Origin of the sequence: Bradyrhizobium sp. CCBAU 51765 (assembly GCF_015291725.1) — a bacterium.
Lineage (GTDB): Bacteria > Pseudomonadota > Alphaproteobacteria > Rhizobiales > Xanthobacteraceae > Bradyrhizobium > Bradyrhizobium liaoningense.
The window spans coordinates 3,044,427-3,062,173 of sequence record NZ_CP030038.1 but is presented as its reverse complement, the minus strand read 5'-3'; the positions used below and the strand labels follow the sequence as shown (position 1 = coordinate 3,062,173).

General features: G+C 62.8%; 16 protein-coding genes, 1 pseudogene and 1 riboswitch. Of the genes and pseudogenes, 12 read left to right on the top strand and 5 right to left on the bottom strand.

Annotated elements, in window-relative coordinates; all coding sequences use genetic code 11:
• Positions 1 to 5: 5 nt before the first annotated feature.
• Positions 6 to 2,684, bottom strand: a complete 2,679-nt coding sequence (gene alaS, locus XH96_RS14540; RefSeq protein ID WP_194393091.1) for an alanine--tRNA ligase — start codon at positions 2,682 to 2,684, stop codon at positions 6 to 8.
• 223 nt (positions 2,685 to 2,907) lie between these two features.
• Positions 2,908 to 2,996: riboswitch (glycine riboswitch) on the top strand.
• A gap of 146 nt (positions 2,997 to 3,142) precedes the next feature.
• Between alaS and gcvT the strand changes: the two genes are divergently transcribed.
• The 3 genes from gcvT (at position 3,143) to gcvP (ending at position 7,625) form a co-directional block, all read left to right on the top strand.
• Positions 3,143 to 4,291 (top strand): glycine cleavage system aminomethyltransferase GcvT, encoded by a 1,149-nt coding sequence (gcvT, locus tag XH96_RS14535; RefSeq protein ID WP_194393090.1) that lies wholly within the window; start codon positions 3,143 to 3,145, stop codon positions 4,289 to 4,291.
• 10 nt (positions 4,292 to 4,301) lie between these two features.
• Positions 4,302 to 4,670 carry a glycine cleavage system protein GcvH gene (gene gcvH, locus XH96_RS14530; RefSeq protein ID WP_194393089.1) on the top strand — a complete coding sequence of 123 codons (369 nt, stop codon included), beginning with the start codon at positions 4,302 to 4,304 and terminating at the stop codon, positions 4,668 to 4,670.
• Between the two features lie 87 nt (positions 4,671 to 4,757).
• The gene (gene gcvP, locus XH96_RS14525; protein ID WP_194394139.1) at positions 4,758 to 7,625 is read left to right on the top strand and encodes an aminomethyl-transferring glycine dehydrogenase; all 2,868 of its coding nucleotides are present in this window, start codon (positions 4,758 to 4,760) and stop codon (positions 7,623 to 7,625) included.
• Between the two features lie 108 nt (positions 7,626 to 7,733).
• Here gcvP and XH96_RS14520 read toward each other — a convergent pair whose 3' ends face one another.
• Both XH96_RS14520 and recA read right to left on the bottom strand, forming a co-directional pair.
• Complete coding sequence (locus XH96_RS14520) at positions 7,734 to 8,159, bottom strand: hypothetical protein (protein ID WP_194393088.1); 426 nt, start codon at positions 8,157 to 8,159, stop codon at positions 7,734 to 7,736.
• A 52-nt stretch (positions 8,160 to 8,211) separates the two neighbouring features.
• On the bottom strand, positions 8,212 to 9,300 hold the full coding sequence (gene recA / locus XH96_RS14515; protein ID WP_028178852.1) for a recombinase RecA: 1,089 nt from the start codon (positions 9,298 to 9,300) through the stop codon (positions 8,212 to 8,214).
• A gap of 408 nt (positions 9,301 to 9,708) precedes the next feature.
• Here recA and XH96_RS14510 point away from each other — a divergent pair.
• Positions 9,709 to 9,936 (top strand): annotated as a pseudogene (locus tag XH96_RS14510) (integrase core domain-containing protein); the annotation flags it as partial.
• Positions 9,937 to 10,437: 501 nt separating this feature from the next.
• On the opposite strand, the gene XH96_RS14505 reads toward XH96_RS14510, so the two are convergent.
• A complete protein-coding gene (locus tag XH96_RS14505) occupies positions 10,438 to 11,160 on the bottom strand; it encodes an SGNH/GDSL hydrolase family protein (protein WP_246790079.1) in 723 nt (240 codons plus the stop codon).
• 185 nt (positions 11,161 to 11,345) lie between these two features.
• Between XH96_RS14505 and XH96_RS14500 the strand changes: the two genes are divergently transcribed.
• The 8 genes from XH96_RS14500 to XH96_RS14465 all read left to right on the top strand — a co-directional run bounded on the left by XH96_RS14500 (position 11,346) and on the right by XH96_RS14465 (position 16,771).
• The gene (locus tag XH96_RS14500) at positions 11,346 to 12,578 is read left to right on the top strand and encodes a hypothetical protein (protein ID WP_194393086.1); all 1,233 of its coding nucleotides are present in this window, start codon (positions 11,346 to 11,348) and stop codon (positions 12,576 to 12,578) included.
• A gap of 5 nt (positions 12,579 to 12,583) precedes the next feature.
• Positions 12,584 to 13,168 carry a protein-S-isoprenylcysteine O-methyltransferase gene (locus XH96_RS14495; protein WP_194393085.1) on the top strand — a complete coding sequence of 195 codons (585 nt, stop codon included), beginning with the start codon at positions 12,584 to 12,586 and terminating at the stop codon, positions 13,166 to 13,168.
• A 195-nt stretch (positions 13,169 to 13,363) separates the two neighbouring features.
• Positions 13,364 to 13,564 carry a hypothetical protein gene (locus tag XH96_RS14490; protein ID WP_194393084.1) on the top strand — a complete coding sequence of 67 codons (201 nt, stop codon included), beginning with the start codon at positions 13,364 to 13,366 and terminating at the stop codon, positions 13,562 to 13,564.
• 97 nt (positions 13,565 to 13,661) lie between these two features.
• Positions 13,662 to 14,351: a hypothetical protein gene (locus XH96_RS14485; protein ID WP_371740166.1), complete on the top strand. Its 690-nt coding sequence runs from the start codon at positions 13,662 to 13,664 to the stop codon at positions 14,349 to 14,351.
• Positions 14,352 to 14,939: 588 nt separating this feature from the next.
• Positions 14,940 to 15,359: a Rap1a/Tai family immunity protein gene (locus XH96_RS14480; RefSeq protein ID WP_194393082.1), complete on the top strand. Its 420-nt coding sequence runs from the start codon at positions 14,940 to 14,942 to the stop codon at positions 15,357 to 15,359.
• A 646-nt stretch (positions 15,360 to 16,005) separates the two neighbouring features.
• Positions 16,006 to 16,206 carry a hypothetical protein gene (locus tag XH96_RS14475; protein ID WP_061882986.1) on the top strand — a complete coding sequence of 67 codons (201 nt, stop codon included), beginning with the start codon at positions 16,006 to 16,008 and terminating at the stop codon, positions 16,204 to 16,206.
• Between the two features lie 153 nt (positions 16,207 to 16,359).
• Positions 16,360 to 16,530 (top strand): hypothetical protein, encoded by a 171-nt coding sequence (locus XH96_RS14470; protein WP_194393081.1) that lies wholly within the window; start codon positions 16,360 to 16,362, stop codon positions 16,528 to 16,530.
• 67 nt (positions 16,531 to 16,597) lie between these two features.
• On the top strand, positions 16,598 to 16,771 hold the full coding sequence (locus tag XH96_RS14465; RefSeq protein ID WP_194393080.1) for a hypothetical protein: 174 nt from the start codon (positions 16,598 to 16,600) through the stop codon (positions 16,769 to 16,771).
• A gap of 423 nt (positions 16,772 to 17,194) precedes the next feature.
• Here the strand turns inward: XH96_RS14465 and XH96_RS14460 are convergent, their stop codons facing one another.
• Positions 17,195 to 17,452, bottom strand: coding sequence for a DUF2798 domain-containing protein (locus XH96_RS14460; RefSeq protein WP_194394138.1), 258 nt, complete (start codon positions 17,450 to 17,452; stop codon positions 17,195 to 17,197).
• Positions 17,453 to 17,747: the final 295 nt, after the last annotated feature.

The window sequence follows — 17,747 nt, the reverse complement described above, 5'->3', positions numbered from 1 at the left end:
GCGACTTAAGCGCCCGCCATCGCTTTTTCGATCGCGGTGAGCGCGGCCGCCGCCTTGGCGCCATCGGGACCGCCGGCCTGGGCCATGTCGGGCCGGCCGCCGCCGCCCTTGCCGCCGAGCGCCTCGGAGGCGACGCGCACGAGGTTCACGGCGTTGAAGCGCGCGGTGAGGTCCTGCGTGACGCCGACCACCACACCGGCCTTGCCGTCCTCGGTGACGCCGACGATGGCGACGACGCCCGAGCCGATCTGCTTCTTGCCGTCGTCGGCGAGGCTCTTGAGATCCTTCATCTCGATGCCTTCCACGGCACGTGCCATCAGCTTGACGTCACCGACATCGCGCACGCCGGCCGCGGCGCCGTTGCTGGCGGACGCGCCGCCGCCCATCGCGAGCTTCTTGCGGGCGTCGGACAGCTCGCGCTCGAGCTTCTTGCGCTCCTCCATCAGCGCTGAGATGCGCGCCGGCACGTCGTCGAGGGAGGTACGCAGCTCGTTCGCCGCGGTCTTCGCCAGCGCCATGGTTTCGTTCGCATGCCGGCGCGCGTAATTGCCGGTGAGCGCCTCGATGCGGCGCACGCCGGATGCAACCGCGCTCTCGCCCGTCAGCGTGATCAGGCCGATATCGCCGGTGCGCTTCACATGGGTGCCGCCACAGAGCTCGACCGACCAGCCGAGCGCGTTGGCGCCGCGCTCGCGCGCAGTCCTGCCCATCGAGACGACGCGGACTTCGTCGCCGTATTTCTCGCCGAACAGGGCGCGTGCACCGGCCTCGCGGGCCTCGTCGACGCCCATGATGCGGGTCGTGACCTCGTCGTTCTCCAGCACCACATCGTTGGCGATGTCCTCGACGCGGGCGAGCTCCTCCGGCGTGATCGGCTTCGGATGCACGAAGTCGAAGCGCAGGCGGTCCGGCGCGACCATCGAGCCGCGCTGGGCGATGTGGTCGCCGAGCACCTGGCGCAGCGCCTCGTGGATGAGATGCGTCGCCGAGTGATGGGCGCGGATCGAGGAGCGCCGCGAATGATCCACCTCGAGCTGCAGCGCGGTGCCGAGCCTGATTTCGCCGCTCTCCACCGTGCCGACATGGACGAAGAGATCGCCGAGCTTCTTCTGCGTGTCGGTGACGCGGAACTTGACGCCGCCCTCACCCGAGAGCACGCCGGTGTCGCCGACCTGGCCGCCGGACTCCGCATAGAACGGCGTCTGGTTGAGCACGATCGCGCCCGTCTCGCCGGCCTTGAGGCTGGCGACTTCATGGCCATCCTTGACCAGCGAGGACACCACGCCTTCGGCGCTCTCGGTCTCGTAGCCCAGGAATTCGGTCGCACCCAGCTTCTCGCGCAGCGGAAACCAGATCGCCTCGGAAGCCGCCTCGCCCGAGCCTTTCCAGGACTCGCGCGCCTTCACCTTCTGGCGCTCCATCGCGTCCGTGAACGCCGCCTGATCGACGCCGATGCCGCGCGACTTCAGCGCGTCCTGCGTCAGATCCAGCGGGAAGCCGTAGGTGTCGTAGAGCGTGAAGGCGACGTCGCCGTCGAACATGTCGCCCTTCTTCAGGCCGGCCGACTTCTCGTCGAGGATCGCAAGGCCGCGCGACAGCGTCTTGCGGAAGCGGGTCTCTTCCAGCCGCAGCGTCTCCTCGATCAGCTTTTCCGCGCGCATCAGCTCGGGATAGGCCTGGCCCATCTCGCGGACCAGCGCCCAGACCAGCCGGTGCATCAGCGGCTCCTTGGCGCCCAGCAGCTGCGCGTGGCGCATGGCGCGGCGCATGATCCGGCGCAGCACGTAGCCGCGGCCCTCGTTCGAAGGCAGCACGCCGTCGGAGACGAGGAAGGCCGAGGAGCGCAGATGGTCGGCGATGACGCGGAACGAGGCCACGGTCTGCTCGCTCGGCCCGGTGCCGAGCGCGGACGCCGTCGCATCGATCAGGTTCTTGAACAGGTCGGTCTCGAACACGCTCTCGACGCCCTGGAGGATGCAGGCCATCCGCTCCAGGCCCATGCCGGTGTCGATCGAGGGACGCGGCAGCGGCTGGCGCTCCTCCTTCGTCACCTGCTCGAACTGCATGAACACCAGATTCCAGAATTCGAGGAAGCGGTCGCCGTCCTCTTCCGGCGAGCCCGGAGGCCCGCCCCAGATGTGCTCGCCGCGGTCGATGAAGATCTCCGAGCACGGGCCGCACGGGCCGGTGTCGCCCATCGCCCAGAAATTGTCCGAGGTCGGGATGCGGATGATGCGGTCTTCGGAGAAGCCGGCGATCTTCTTCCACAGCCCCGCCGCCTCGTCGTCGGTGTGATAGACCGTGACGAGCAGCTTGTCCTTCTTCAGCCCGAATTCCTTCGTGATCAGCTTCCAGGCAAGCTCGATCGCGCGCTCCTTGAAATAGTCGCCGAACGAGAAATTGCCGAGCATCTCGAAGAAGGTGAGATGGCGCGCGGTGTAGCCGACATTGTCGAGGTCGTTGTGCTTGCCGCCGGCGCGCACGCATTTCTGCGACGTGGTGGCGCGCTGATAGGGGCGCTTCTCCACACCGGTGAAGACGTTCTTGAACTGCACCATGCCGGCATTGGTGAACATCAACGTCGGGTCGTTGCGCGGCACCAATGGCGAGGACGGCACGATCTCGTGGCCGTTCTCGGCAAAGAAGTTCAGAAAGGTCGACCTGATCTCGTTGACGCCGCTCATGTTCATCCAATCGGGTGTGCTGGGACCCGCTTCCTGCCATCCAAACCAGAGGTTAGGGCTGATATCTGCGGGCCAAAGCGCTTTTAGACAAGGCCTGCTTCAGTGTCCAGAAACTGTGCAAGGAGATCAGAGGGTTGCCGCAGGCGCGCAATCCCGGTTGAAAAGGCGAAACCGCCGCGTTGACAGGCTTGGCCGCCCTGTGGTCTGTAACCATCTATATCGTACGGCCACGTCGGGAGAGACCGGCTTTACTGCCGGCGCCGAAGGAGCAACCGCCCCGGAAACTCTCAGGCAAAAGGACCGCGTGGCTTTGACAGCATCTGGAAAGAGGCGCCGACGGGCCTAACAACCCGGGTGGCACCCGCCGACGGGATAATACTCTCAGGCACAGCGACAGATGGGGCTTCGACAGGTTGGCCCGGGGAATCGTCCCCGGGGAACCGCCGAGGACCCCTGTGATGCCAGCACCCGACGACCAGAAATCGCTCCGACAGACGCCCCTCCACGCCCTGCATGTGTCCCTCGGCGGCAAGATGGTGCCGTTCGCCGGCTATGACATGCCCGTGCAGTACCCTGCCGGCGTGCTGAAGGAGCACCTCCATACGCGCGCCGCGGCCGGCCTGTTCGACGTCTCCCATATGGGCCAGCTCGCCCTGCGGCCGAAGTCGGGCAAGGTCGCGGACGCCGCCCGCGCGCTGGAACGGCTGGTGCCGCAGGACATCGTGGCGATTGCACCGGGCCGGCAGCGCTACGCCCAGTTCACCAATGCGGACGGCGGGATCCTCGACGATCTCATGGTCGCCAATTTCGGCGATCACCTGTTCCTGGTCGTCAACGCCGCCTGCAAGGACGCGGACGAGGCGCATCTGCGCGCGCACCTCGCGGACGACTGCGTCATCGATTCTCTTGCCGACCGCGCGCTGATCGCGCTGCAGGGCCCGAAGGCGGAAGCGGCGCTGGCGAAATTGTGTGCAGGGGCGCCGTCCATGACATTCATGGATGCCGGCCCGCATGAGGTCGCCGGCATCAAATGCTTCGTCTCGCGCTCCGGCTATACCGGCGAGGACGGCTTCGAGATCTCCGTTCCCGCTGCCGACGCCGAGCGCCTGACCAGGACGCTGCTCGAAAACCCGGACGTGCTGCCGATCGGCCTCGGCGCCCGCGACAGCCTGCGGCTCGAAGCCGGACTTTGCCTGTACGGCCACGACATCGACACCGCGACCACGCCGGTCGAGGCCGCGCTGGAATGGTCGGTGCAGAAAAGCCGCCGCAGCGGCGGGGTGCGCGCCGGCGGTTTTCCCGGGGCCGAGAAGATCCTTGCGCATTTCGATAACGGCGCGTCCCGCCGCCGCGTCGGCTTGCGTGCCGAAGGCCGCGCGCCGGTGCGCGAGGGCGCGCTGCTGTTTGCGGATGAGGCCGCGGGCGAGCCGATCGGCAAGGTCACCTCGGGCGGTTTCGGCCCGAGCCTGAATGCGCCGGTCGCGATGGGCTACGTGCCCACGAATCTGAGCGCGCTCGGCACCAAACTCTTCGCCGAGGTGCGCGGCCAGCGCCTGCCGCTCGCAGTCGCCGCCATGCCCTTCGTGAAAAACACCTACAAACGCTGAGGACAAGACAATGACCACGACGCTGTACACCTCCGACCATGAATGGCTCGCGATCGACGGCGACATCGCCACCGTCGGCATCACCGATTACGCCCAGCAGCAGCTCGGCGACGTCGTGTTCGTCGAATTGCCCAAGGTCGGCCGGAGCTTGAAGAAGGCCGAAGCCGCCGCCGTCGTGGAATCGGTGAAAGCCGCCTCCGACGTCTACGCGCCTGTTACAGGCGAAGTGCTCGAGGCCAATGAGGCGCTCGCCGCCGAGCCGGCGCTGGTGAACTCGGATGCGCAGGGTGCGGCCTGGTTCTTCAAGATCAGGATGGCCGACAAGAGCGAGCTCGGCAGCCTCATGGATGAAGCCGCCTACAAGGCCCATACGGCGTGAGATGAGGCGCGATCTTTCCACATCGCCATGGCCGGGCTTGTCCCGGCCATGGCGGCGACGACAGAAGACCTAAAGCGAGGACCCATGATGACCGCGCACCGCAAATCCAACGGCGACACCGCCGCCTCTTTCGTTCGCCGCCACATCGGCCCGTCGGCACGCGACGTCACCGCCATGCTGGAGACCGTCGGCGCCAAGAGCGTGGACGCGCTGATGGCGGAGACGCTGCCGGCTTCGATCCGGCAGGCCGCCCCGCTCGATCTCGGCAAGCCCCTGAGCGAGACCGAGGCGATCGCGCATATGGGCGAGCTCGCAGCCCAGAACCAGGTCTTCACCTCGCTGATCGGCCAAGGCTATTCGGGCACGATCCTGCCCGCGGTGATCCAGCGCAACATCCTCGAGAACCCGGCTTGGTACACGGCCTATACGCCCTACCAGCCCGAGATCAGCCAGGGCCGGCTGGAGGCGCTGTTCAATTTCCAGACCATGATCTGCGACCTCACCGGGCTCGACGTCGCCAACGCCTCGCTGCTCGACGAGGCCACCGCCGCCGCCGAGGCCATGGCGCTCGCCGAGCGGCACTCGCAGGTCAAGGCGAAGGCCTTCTTCGTCGACAAGGACGTCCATCCGCAGACGCTGGCCGTGATGCGGACCCGCGCCGAGCCGCTGGGCTGGACCCTGATCGTCGGCGATCCGCTGACCGATCTCGACACGGCCGACGTGCTCGGCGCGCTGCTGCAATATCCGGGGTCATCGGGCGCGTTGCGTGACCTCAGGCCCGCGATCGCAGCACTGAAGGCCAAGGGCGCGCTTGCGATCATTGCCGCCGACCTGCTGGCGCTGACGCTGCTGGCCTCGCCCGGCGAGTTAGGGGCCGACATCGCGATCGGCTCGGCGCAGCGCTTCGGCGTGCCGATGGGCTATGGCGGGCCGCACGCGGCTTATATGGCGGTGCGCGATGCGCTGAAGCGCTCGCTGCCCGGCCGCATCGTCGGCCTCTCCGTCGATTCCCGCGGCATGCCTGCCTATCGCCTCGCGCTGCAGACCCGCGAGCAGCACATCCGCCGCGAGAAGGCGACCTCCAACATCTGCACCGCGCAGGTGCTGCTCGCCGTGATCGCCTCGATGTATGCGGTCTATCACGGCCCCGAGGGGCTCTCGCAGATCGCGCGCAGCGTCCACCGCCGCACCGCCGTACTCGCGAGCGGCCTGCGCAAGCTCGGCTTTGCGCCGCAGTCCGACACCTTCTTCGACACGCTCAGCGTTGATGCCGGCGCCGGGCGTGCCGAGATCGTCGCGCGCGCCGCGGCCGAACAGATCAATCTCGGCATCGGTGACACGGCGCTGCGCATCGCGCTCGACGAGACGACGACGCCTGCGACGGTGGAAGCGGTCTGGCGCGCCTTCGGCGGCACCTTCGCCTATGCCGAGATCGACGCCGGGACGCGGGAGGCGCTGCCGGAGACGCTGAAGCGCACCACCCCGTTCCTCACCCATCCGGTCTTCCATGCGCATCGCTCGGAGACCGAGATGCTGCGCTACATGCGCAAGCTCAGCGATCGCGATCTCGCGCTCGACCGCGCCATGATCCCGCTGGGATCCTGCACCATGAAGCTGAACGCAACCACCGAGATGATGCCGCTGACCTGGCCGGAGTTTGCGACGCTGCACCCGTTCGTGCCGCGCGAGCAGGCCGCCGGCTATCACGCGCTGTTCGCGCGGCTGGAGAAATGGCTGTGCGACATCACCGGCTATGACGCGATCTCGCTGCAGCCGAATTCGGGCGCGCAGGGCGAATATGCCGGGCTGCTGGCGATCCGCGGCTATCATGCCGCGCGCGGGGAGAGCCACCGCAAGATCTGCCTGATTCCCTCCTCCGCGCACGGCACCAATCCCGCTTCGGCCGCGATGGCCGGCATGGACGTGGTGGTGGTCGCCTGCGAGAAGAACGGCGACGTCGACGTTGGTGATCTCCGCGCCAAGGCCGAGAAGCATTCGAACGACCTCGCCGCGATCATGATCACCTATCCCTCGACGCACGGCGTGTTCGAGGAGCACATCCGCGAGATCTGCGACATCGTCCACGCCCATGGCGGCCAGGTGTATCTCGACGGCGCCAACCTCAACGCCCAGGTCGGCCTGAGCAGGCCCGGCGATTACGGCGCCGATGTCAGCCATCTCAACCTGCACAAGACCTTCTGCATCCCGCATGGCGGCGGCGGCCCGGGCATGGGCCCGATCGGCGTCAAGGCGCACCTTGCGCCGTTCCTGCCGGGTCATCCGGCAACACAAGGCGACGCTCCGGTCGGCCCGGTCTCGGCCGCGCCGTTCGGCTCGGCCTCGATCCTGACGATCTCCTACATCTACATCCTGATGATGGGCGGCGAAGGCCTGAAGCGCGCCACCGAGATCGCGATCCTCAACGCCAATTACATCGCAGCGCGGCTCGATGCGCACTTCCCGGTGCTCTACAAGAACGAGAGGGGCCGCGTCGCGCATGAATGCATCGTCGATCCGCGCGCGCTGAAGACGACCTCGGGCGTCACCGTCGACGACATCGCCAAACGGCTGATCGACTACGGCTTCCACGCCCCGACCATGAGCTTCCCGGTGCCGGGCACGCTGATGATCGAGCCGACCGAGTCGGAATCCAAGGCCGAGCTCGATCGCTTCTGCGATGCCATGATCGCGATCCGGAAGGAGATCGCCGAGGTCGAGGCCGGCCGCTTCAAGATCGAAGCCTCGCCCCTGCGCCACGCCCCGCACACCGTGCACGACATCGCCGACGACGATTGGAAGCGCGCCTACACCCGCACCGAGGGTTGCTTCCCCGACGGCGTCTCGCGCACCGACAAATATTGGTGCCCCGTGGGCCGCGTCGACAACGTCTACGGCGACCGCAACCTGGTATGCTCCTGCCCGCCGGTCAGCGACTACGCGGAAGCCGCGGAGTAGGACCCGACGGAGGTCTTTTAGGGTGGCAAAGCTCAGCGTGCCCACCACCTTCGTACACGTTGGAATGGTGGGCACGGCGCTTGCGCGCCTTTGCCCACCCTACCGGTCCTAGCCGTCGGGCCAACGCATCAGGCTTCCCGACCGGGCCACAAGGCTCTGGCAATGGGTGCTCGCAACCGTAAGCGCCCAGGCTTGTGATTCATTGATCTTGCCTTGGAGTTCAGCGAGCGCGCGCGCCTGCCAGTGCGCTCTCTCGCGTCCGAACGGCAAGGATTCGGTCTCCGAAGCGATTCCCACAAAGGGCAAGATATCGGGATCGTCTTCGAGGCGTGCCTTGAAGCGGTGCCCTGCTATTGTCCTCGCACCTTCTACCGGGGACGTGCTTCCAGAAAGTATGTCTTTCGCCGTCTCAATGATGATCCGGCGAACAGCGATGACCTCGGATTGGTTCCAACTCACGGCGATCCCGGCCTCAACAACTGATCCGGTATCTCTTCTATCACCAAACGAAACGGGCGCCGATGACGTCGGCAACTCAACGTCCTCAGCGCCCGCTCCTCGCGAAAAACTTTTCGTTGGTCGAGGCTTACTCTTCCGCCGGCTCCTCGCCGTCGGCGTCGCGCTCGGGCGTGCCGGCGAGAATCTGCTCGGCGATCAGGCCGGAGTTCTGACGGATCGAGGTCTCGATCTTGGCGGTGATATCGGGATTGGCCTTCAGGAATGCCTTCGAATTCTCGCGGCCCTGGCCGAGGCGCTGGCTGTCATAGGAGAACCAGGCGCCGGACTTCTCGACGATGCCGGCCTTGACGCCGAGATCGAGGATCTCGCCCATCTTGGAGACGCCCTCGCCGTACATGATGTCGAACTCGACCTGCTTGAAGGGCGGCGCCAACTTGTTCTTCACCACCTTGACGCGCGTGGTGTTGCCGACCACTTCGTCGCGCTCCTTGATCGCGCCGATGCGGCGGATGTCGAGGCGGACGGAGGCGTAGAATTTCAGCGCATTGCCGCCGGTCGTGGTTTCGGGCGAGCCGTACATCACACCGATCTTCATGCGGATCTGGTTGATGAAGATCACCATGGTGTTGGACTTGTTGATGGAGGCCGTGAGCTTGCGCAGCGCCTGGCTCATCAGGCGGGCCTGCAGACCCGGCAGCGCATCGCCCATCTCGCCCTCGAGCTCGGCCTTCGGCACCAGCGCCGCGACCGAATCGATCACCATCACGTCGACCGCTCCCGAACGCACCAGCGTGTCGCAGATTTCCAGCGCCTGCTCGCCGGTGTCGGGCTGCGAGATCAGGAGTTCGTCGATGTTGACCCCGAGCTTGCGGGCATAGACCGGGTCGAGCGCGTGCTCGGCGTCGATGAAGGCGCAGATGCCGCCCTTCTTCTGCGCTTCCGCCACCGTGTGCAGCGCCAGCGTGGTTTTGCCCGAGGATTCCGGCCCGTAGATCTCGACGATGCGCCCCTTGGGCAGGCCGCCGATGCCGAGCGCGATGTCGAGCCCAAGCGAGCCGGAGGACACCGCCTCGATGTCCATGGACCGGTCGTTCTTGCCGAGCTTCATCACCGAGCCCTTGCCGAACTGGCGCTCGATCTGCGAGAGCGCGGCGGCCAGAGCTTTACTCTTGTCCATGGAAGATCCTTCGACGATACGCAGGGCAGTTGCGGACATTGGGTCGTGCTCCTTATGGCGAGGATTCGCGTGAGGGACAAACAATTGGCGAGGCAGCTCGGCGATAAAAGCAATGTACCCTATTTGTTCCAGGTTCGCAATATGTTCTTTTGCGGAAGATGCGGGCATTGGCTGCAACCTTCCGCCCGAAACGCGGCGAGCCTGGTGTCGCAATTCTGGTGTAGCAACGGACGAAGCGCGCACGTCGGAGATCATTGAGTGCACCGGCATTTAGCCACGCGCGCGACTGTCCCAATTCCCCGCAGCGGGCGTCAATCGCGAAGGGCCGCTGTTCTGGGACAACGGCCCCTCATGCGTCCGGGTTTCAATGATTCCGAAATGAAATGGCTTAGCCAGCCCCGGATTGCCATTTTCTCCCGGTTTGCAAATCCCTGCCACAACAAACGTGAATCGTATGACAACGCGCTCGCCGAAACGATCAACGGTCTCTACAAGGCCGAGGTGATCCATCGGCGCGGACCATGGCGCAACTTCGAGGCCGTCGAGTGCGCGACCTTGGAATGGGTGGACTGGTTCAACAATCGGCGGCTCCTGGAGCCCATCGGAAACATTCCGCCGGCCGAAGCCGAGAAACGCTGCTACGCCATGCTGGGACAACCGGCCATGGCGGCATGACTAAAACCAAACAGCCTCCGGCAATCCCGGGGCGGTTCACCTCTAGTAATATCTAGCTACTTGCGTGGTTGTCCCGTGAAGCGGAACCACAAATGACCGACCAGTGATAGGACTATGGCGGTCAGAACTATCGGGAGCCAGATCGACGTGGTTATGATGAACAAGGATATGATGACCACACGTCCAAAGACCGATTCGCTGACCGGATGCTTAAGACGAGCGAAATAGGCGTAGATAATAAAGATGGTGGCTGGCGCCATCCACACGGCGACAAGCACCAGCAACAGGTCAATGAGTTGGCCCGCATAATGGGGTATGAGCGCACCTCCTGACAACGTCGGCGCGAATTGATGTTACCGCTTCGAGAGACTCGGCAATTGCCGAAGAGAATTGGTCTTCGCGCGCGTTCGCGTGCATCTATACGCTCGGCGCCGCTGTCCCTGGGCGGTACCCAAAGTCATCCGAGACCGCACAGCATGCGAATCGCTGTTTTAGAGCTTTTCAACGCGCGCTCGTTGAGATGGCTCGCGCAAGAGCTCGTCCAATGCAATCATAACCATCACTGGTGTTGTGCAATCCGTCCCACGTCACAAGCGCGCTTTGCGGAACTCCGGCATTGATCGAGTTACGCATCAGCGCAAAACGAGAGAATAGACCGACCCGTTCCTGCTTCGCGACATCGGCGATGATGCCCTCCATCGTTGAGTAGCTTGCGGAAGCGAGCACCTGAGGCGCATATTGCAGATCCATCAGCACGACATCGGCAAACCCCGCCTTAAGTGCCCTTACCCCTTCAAGAACGCTTCTTTTGAGCCCTTGGTCCGGCCGGCCACCCCAGGCGACGTCATTAGTACCCAATTGCCAGATAACGAGATCAGGAGTGTGCGCGAAAACGTCACGCTCGAACCGCGCGATGTTGTTCGGAATCGTATCGCCGACTCGACCGCTGTTGACGACCTCGATCGTTGCGTTGGATCTAAGCCTCGAGAGTTCTCGGCGCATCACCTGTGGGTACGTGGCCGCGGACCGAAGTACCCAGAGCCCCACCGTCGACGATGATCCGATCGCGACAATCCTTAGCGGCTCACCAGATCTCAAACGCGCCGCTGTGCGGGGCAGTTGTGCGCCCAGCGAAACATCCAAATTTGCAGCAAGGCATCTCTCGCCGGATGATGCCTCGTCCTGCGCTTGAGAGGGCGCTGTGCTGGACAAACCGACAATCACGGCAGCACCGATCGACGCTATTGTTCGAGCGGTTCGGCTTATGCGTGGCAGAACAAATCGACCCATGTTTCCCAATAACTGGTCGATTCTCTCTTGACAACCCTTGGCTTCAACCGTCTGTTTTTGATTGCAGGGCGATTGACGCGTGGGGAGCGAGCGGCACGCATGAGTCCGGGGATAAGACAATGTCCGGCAAGCCTGTAGCGAAACGGTTGGTATTCCATATCGGCGGTTATGATCCAATCACGTCGCATGTCAGCGCGCAACGACGCTTTGTGCGCGAAATTGCGAGGTTCCAACGTACCTGGTCAGTGAAAGCGGCCGTTGGCGGTTTGCATGATACCGCCGACCAGATACGATGGAATGTGACGACAGCTGGCCCCGATTGGCTCGTCGAAACCGATTACCGTCTGGTCCGATGGCACGACGTAATTGAGGCCTTCGGGCGTCGAAGCATCGTCTCACGCATTTCCGTCGGAACTCTTGCGTTTCTGGATTTCGTTTTGACCGGCACTCTTTGGCGGTACTTGCTGACCAACTGGCGCTATGCACTGTTCTTTCTCTATCCATTGGTCATGTTCGGACTGCTCATCGCTGCCGCCTTTTTGATTGGCGCAGTTGCATTCAAGATCACTGGATCCATTCCTATCGCTGCCGGTGGCGGCTTCTGCGGAATCGTAGCCGTTCTGGCGGGCCCGTGGCACTGGCTCCGCCTGGGCGCCTTGTTCGATGATTGGATTTTTTCTCGCGAGTATATTCGATGCGGAAATACGGAAATTGAGCAGAGACTAAACAGATTGGCCGCCGAGCTCGTGGCCGCGGCGCGCAGCTCTGCCGCAGACGAGATTTTGGTCATAGGGCACAGTCTTGGCGCGGTACTTGCCGTTGACCTACTTGATCGCGCCTTGAGGCTGGCCCCTGCGCTCGATTGGAACAAAACTCCCGTGACATTCTTGAGCGTTGGATCATCCATACTCAAGATCGGCCTGCACCCGAAGGCAACTCGCTTTCGCGCGGCTATGGAACGCGTCGCCAATTCACGCGCGATCTTCTGGGGCGATTATCAGGCCCTCATCGACCTGTTGAATTTTTACAAAAGCCGGCCGATGGCCGAAATGGGATTGTCGACAGAAAACGAGGCGATCGTCAGGGTCGTGAGACTTAGTCGAATGCTTGACGACGACATGTATCGACGGATCCGCTTCGACTACTTCCGCTTGCACTGCCAGTTTGTCAGCGGAAATGATAAGCGAGCATCGTATGACTACTTCATGCTGACTTGCGGACCTATTTCAGCCAAATCCCAGACGCTCGCGCCGGATGGCGCCGTGTCGATGATAGCTGACGACGGAGGACTTATTGCAGGCGCGCCGCTATCAGGAAGCGAACTGCCAGGTATTCCGGGCGCGGCAGCCTAGTTCAAATGACGCCCACCACTTCGAAAATCATCTTCGTTGCATTGGCGATCGGCTGGTACGTTATACGTTATAAGTACGCGCGGCGCTCTCGCCGTGCCAGGATCGTGTGGAGCGCTCGCGGCCCCTTGGAAATTGCTCTCCTGCTTACATCTCTCTCGGGACTCGGACTTGTTCCGCTCGTCTACGTAGCGACAGGAATGCCTCGTTTCGCAGATCACGGCTTTTATCCCTCGTTGGCCTGGTTGGGATCTTTCTTCGCTGTTGCGGCTTTGGGCGTGTTTCACCTGACACACCGTGCACTCGGCCGGAATTGGTCGATAAGCCTCGACGTGCGGGAGAACCATGAACTCGTGACGGAAGGAATTTACCGGAGAGTTCGACACCCGATGTATTCAGCATTTTGGCTGTGGGCTATCGCCCAGACATTGCTGCTGCCTAATTGGATCGCCGGTTTCGCGGGCATTGCCGGCTTCGGGATTTTGTTTTTTGGCCGTGTTGCAAGAGAAGAGCGAATGATGCTGCAGACGTTTGGCGACAGCTACCGCGAGTATATGGCGCGAACCGGCCGGGTCTTCCCGCGGATACTCTGAGGCAGGTTAGGGCACGTCTGTTGTGCCCACGAGAGTGATTTGGAACCAGGCGCCTCATTTGCGTGCCATTTCCGCAACATAGGGTAGAAAAAGCTGTCGGAACCGCGGACTCCCGTTGGTGTCGTGGCGAGTGTCAGGTTATTTCTATGCGCACCAGGTGAATTCCAATCGCTCCCGAACAAATGGAGAGACCCGATGCTGAAATTCGTTGTACTTGGAATTGCTTCGTTGGCCTTCGTGGGAACCGCAGCTGCTGCCGACCTGCCACGGCCTCAGCCGGTTGCCGCCGCCCCCGCGCCGGTTGGCAAAGCTCCGATCGGCAAATATCCCGTGGGGAAGAGCCCGGTGGGCAAATATCCGGTTGCCGCCCCGGCCCCGTTGGTGACCAAGGGTTGATCTGACTATCTATTCCCACGCCAGCGGCGTTCGTCTGGGGTGGCAGGCTACCTGTGGCATCGGATCTTGGATCCAAGAGGATTCGTAGATGGCGGGAATGATTCGGAAATATCCGGGTCTAGAGCTGCTTGCAAAGGCCGCCATGTTGGCGGCCTTTGTGGGCCTGGGGACCGGGTTCAGTAGCGCACAACCCCTCGTGGCGCGTACCGACCAGCAGCAACGGGACGCTCTCCCCAGTTCGGCGACGAAGCATGCGGAGAGCATGGCTGCTGCGCCGGGAGCCCGGCCGACCACATCAGATGTAAAGCCAGTTCGAAGAGCTGCCGTCACGGGTCCCTACTACGTTGATTTTCGGGCCCGAACGGCAGCAACGTACGGTCATGCATTCGTGTGGTACGGAAAGACGAGCGAAAAGCAGGTCGAGGTCGCTGGTCTGGCTCCGGCCGGCGACGAGATACCCTACCTCCTGGGACACCTCATATTTGTCCCCTCTGAGACGGGTGCGAGCTATGGTGATCTTGACGAGCAATATCTGACGGCCAGCTATCGCGTTTATTTGAATGAGGCCGATGCCAAGAAGGTCTTTGCTCATATCAAGCACCTGCAGGAGACTTCGCCGCTGTGGAATGCAGCAACGACCAACTGCACTGCTTTCCTCGGCCGCATAGCGACTTTCATGGGCCTCAACGCTCCGTTTCATCTGCTAAAGCCTGAGGAATACGTCAACAAACTCAGAGAGCTGAACGGGGGGCGAAAAACGGTGCAGCTTGAATCCGGTCGAGGCTAGAATCCTCGGACCGAGTTTATCTCTGGTTTTCCTCGCTGCCTCGCTTGGTTGATGAATGGCCGGGAGATCATGAGAACGTCCGGGCGCTGCGCAGCCAGGCAGTCCCACCTCCGCATGGCCATGGCAAAGTTCTTGTTGGAAACCGTTCTGAGGATGAAGTCCTCCTTGGCGTAGTTGAGGAAGGTTGTCGTCGCAGGCGAGGTTCACCGCTTAGGCAATCTGCGTCGAGGCCGAGCATCAATATCAATCGACCTGTGCACGTCGCGTACACGGCCGGATAATGGATGCTCTCTGCGTTGGATCGGGACCTGTACCATCAGCACGCTTGTTGATTTGCGATCATGATCGCGGCGTAGCCGACCTTTGCGGCGGTGACGGCGTGTAAGGCTGCGTGTTGTCAAGTCGACAAGCGCTCTTTCGGCTTTGTGGAAATGGAAGAGATGAGTTCACGTCGCGCGTATTGAGCGCGGTGGATCAGACGGCTTTTTTGAGCTAAGCCGTCTGAGCCGCCTGGAACGGCGCGGGCGGCCACTCTATTGCGGCATACTGAATGCAGTAAGCTATCGCGCCGCTGTTCGGGGGACGCGGATGCGGGTTCATGTTATTGTTGCCGGCCTAATCCTAGCGGTCATCGGGAAGGCCAGCGCCACGGTTGTCGATAAAGCAACCGACGCGCAAAAGTCTTGCGAACTGCTTGTTCAGAACTCGTTCCGCAATCAGGACGAAGCTCGATCCGCCGGCGTATGTGAGGGAATGATCGAGACTGCGATGCTCTTTTCACCAAATCTGCCAGCCAACGTGCGTGCATGCCCCCCCGCGCAAGGCAGCCCCTTGCAAAGTGCCAAGGTTTTTCTGGCGTATCTTGATAACAATCCGGATCGAGCGAGTGAGCCGGGGATCACCGTCGCCATCGAAGCATTCAGAGATGCCTGGCCCTGCCATGGGGACGATGCCGGGTCGTCCACCGGAACTGGACCGAAGAAGCGTGCCCCCAAGAAAACCAAATAGAACGCCTATCTGCGGCCAGTGATGCTAGCCTTGCGGTCCGCGAACGTTCACGTCGGGCAATGCACACCGTTGAGGTGCGCGAACTGAACCGCAGTGCACACCTCCACAACCAGCACCCAACGCCTTATCAGCAAGCGAAGCGCGTCTGGAGCAACATGGTTGGCCGCCCGTCAACGAAGTCGTTCGGGTCGCGAGGTCCGCAGGGTGCAAAATCAGCTGATCGAGGAAGAAGACAAGCTTGGCCGAGATTGCGCTCAACTCGCGTTCGTCGAAAGCAGGGCTGCGACATGCCGTGCGCGCGCCGACCGGCAAAGGCGATTGATGGATTCATTCGCCCTGGTTCGGACGATTGGGTGCAGGCCGAAAGGCTGCTCGTCAATTTCGAATCGCCTGCCCGGTTCGTCGAGAGCTTCTGTCGCCGGATGCGCCGCAGAGTGAACGATCATTCCCTTCGAGAGCGGCCGGAGCCGCATTGACGGAGTTCCGAGATTCATTTCGGCGTCCCAGTTCGCCTTGTGCGCACAACTGAACAGACGCGGATCCGTTTATGGATCCTAATGGATCATCACCGCGCGGATCCCGGGCACTGTCGGTGACGAGGACGCCGATCGCGCTCCCGCCTTCCTCGCATGGATATGAGAACGCCATGTTCAAGCGGCGACGTTTCAAGCAACAGCTGACCCTCCAGGACCGGCTTTCCGCGTGGGTGAAGCAGGTCCAGCAGCAGGCCTCCAGGCTTCCACCGGGGGCCGAGCGAGATGCCCTCCTCAAGAAGGCCCGCCAGGCCGACGTCGCCAATCATCTGCACGACTGGGTCAAATCACCCGGGCTTCAACCACCGAAATAGCCGGCAATCGGTGTTGCTCTTCGGGAACGAAGGCTGCCGCGCATCAAGGGCGCGGCCGGTGCGCCGTCATGTTTCCGCAATCCTGCGGCACCGAACCTTTTCGCGGTCTCCGGCCTTCTTTGGGATGGGACCGCAACTCTGGGGACCCCGGCCATGACGGACAACGACACGCAGCACGATGCGATCAGACGCAATCCCCTGCTGGAGGCAGCGCAGAAAGAGATGGTCAAGTTCGAGCGCAAGGAAAACGAGTTCCGCAGGAAGGACCGTGAAGAGCGCGCCGCCGAGCTCCGCCTGCCCTTGAACGAGATCAAGATCCACTAGAGCCTGATCGGAAAAGTGCGCAGCGGCTTTCCGAAAAGATCACACTTGAACAACGACCGAAGGCGCGATGACGATTCATCCTGATCGCATCGCGCTTGAGGTCCGCCTGGGATCGGGTTCGGGGTGGACCGAGGCCGTCCCCTATCGGCAGCAGACGGCGGTCGGTCCGGGGCGACCGCCTGCCGATCTCGATCCGGGCATCGCGGATGCGTGGCCGATGAAGGCGCTGCGTGCAGATTAAAGGTATCTAATTACTACCAACAAGCTATTGGCGTGTCGATGAAATTTCCAGGCACCCTACTGTGCATGGGGTTGTTTTCCAGCTTTTGAAAGTCGAGGCGTGCCTGGCGCCACCCAACCGGACGGGCACAGCCGCCGTCACCCGGCTCGCAAACCCGCCTACAGCAGCGCCAGCAGCACCAGCCCAATCACCAGCACTACGAAGCCAGCCGCCGTCGCGGCGGCAAATGACCGCTCTACGTTATCCATGATGCCACCCCGTTGTCGGCGGGCCACGTTTCCCCCATGGCCGCGCCGAACGGCTAAAATCTTGCCGACGGGTGTGTCGGCAGTGGTGCGAACGGATGTCGAAATTGGGACGGGTGCGCGGTCAGTCTGCGGCCGTTCGAGCGCGACCTCACGTGCCGAGCGCTACGGCGCTTTTTCAAGCCTGCCGACTGGCTCGCGGGTCCCTCTCCTCCCGGGTCAGACGCAGCGAGAAGGCGCGAATCGCAGGCGCCGCCAGCAGCACGATGGGCAGCATCGCAGCCCATGCGATCAGCCACGACACCATCCAGTGCCGAACGAAGATCATCGGACTGTCTGCGGGCAGGCTGGCGATTCCCGCCGCGACCAGCGAGGTCAGTCCGGACTGGATGATGCCGAAGACGAAATGGGAATAGCGGCGGGGAATGCCGAGCATGAGTATCCCTGGGTGCTGCCCCATCAGGCAAGCAAGGCACATGCCGTCGGGGATCGGGGAAGCCTCGCCGGGAACCGGCATGCAGCCACGCCTTGACCCGTCGCCCGGGTGCAACCTGAACGGAGTTCAGGAACTCTGTTCAGGGTCGGAGAACCACGGAGCTCCCGCGCCCATTTGCGCGCCGCAGCCCGCCAATGGTCCCGGGCAGTCCGTAGCCGCCCGGGATTGATCCGACGGTGGTTTGGGATTGGACTGCGCGCGCCCAGGGCCTTGGGGGACGAGGCTCCATGCGCGC